The organism is Streptomyces sp. NPDC054840 (assembly GCF_053611065.1).
This window is the reverse complement of the sequence record NZ_JBSGZP010001167.1, coordinates 1-1,050: the sequence shown is the minus strand read 5'-3', so window position 1 is coordinate 1,050 and position 1,050 is coordinate 1. Positions and strand designations below refer to the sequence as shown.

General features: G+C 77.0%; 1 protein-coding gene and 1 pseudogene. One reads left to right on the top strand and one right to left on the bottom strand.

Going from position 1 to position 1,050, the window contains the following annotated elements:
• Window positions 1-455, top strand: a 455-nt coding sequence (locus tag ACWGIU_RS38410; RefSeq protein ID WP_453712788.1) for a hypothetical protein, incomplete at its 5' end; no start/stop codon positions are given.
• Between the two features lie 17 nt (window positions 456-472).
• Here ACWGIU_RS38410 and ACWGIU_RS38405 read toward each other — a convergent pair.
• Window positions 473-1,050 (bottom strand): annotated as a pseudogene (locus ACWGIU_RS38405) (hypothetical protein); the annotation flags it as partial.

Below are 1,050 nucleotides of genomic sequence, written 5' to 3'. Positions count from 1 at the left end.
CGGCCGGCTCGCTCGGGGCGACGCCGGGCGGCGAGGGCCCGTACCCGGGCTCGGAGCCCGTCGAGGGCGGCCCCTTGGACCGTACGCATCCGTGCACCTCCGCGGCGGGAGCGACAACGCTCGGCGACAACGGCATCACCGTACGTCCCACCTGCGCGCTCCGCGCCCCGAGGACCACGTCAGGGCAGCCCGACCAGCGGCGCGGGTGTGCGTCCCCGGTCGACGGGGCACCGGGCGGCCAGGAGGCCGGCCCTGTTGCGGCCCGAGTGGCAGCGGACGAGCGTGGTGAGGCCCGGGGCGGGCGCGAGTCCCGCGCTGCGGGCGAGGCGCTGGACGGTGTGGAGCTGGCCGGTGGTGAGAGCGGCGTCCGGCATCTCCTCCACGACGTGCTCGGCCCGCGGCCCTGGCCGTGGCCGGTCCGGGTGAACAGGCTGATGACGAGGTGGAACTCGTGATCTCACACGACCGTCCGTCATTCGGCGGCAGTCGGGGCGAAGACAGCCTCGCGGAAGGCGGTGTGCGACGTACCTCGCCCGGCGGTCGGCAGGAGGACCGCCCAGCGGTGGTGGCGGGGGGAGATCCACAGGGCCGGGCCCCCGTCCCGCGGGGCGCGGTGGGTCCAGACCCCGTGCGGGGCCGGCTCCCAGAGCAGGCCGCGGGCGGGGGTGAGCTCGCCGGTGCGGATCCGGAGGGACTCGGTGGTCCAGGTACGGCTGATGCCCGCCGACGCAGCCGGGTCCACCGGGTCCACCGGGGCCGCCGGGGCCAGGAGGTGGCGCAGGAAGCGGACGAGGTCGGCGAGGGGCGAGCGCAGGATGCCGTCGGCGAAGCCGGTGCCCGTCATACCCAGGGGGTGCCAGACCCGGGTGGCCGCGAGGTCGGCGAGCGGGCCGCCGGAGAGGTGCTCGACGAGGCGGGTGAGGTGGGTGAGGGCGGCGGTCCCGCCGGGGTGCGTGAGGAGGTGGTGAGCCGTGGTCCCCGCTGGGGTGCCCTCGGCGGCCCTGTCCCCGTAGGCGGCGAGCGGGGTGTGCAGGCGCAGCGTGCCCTCGT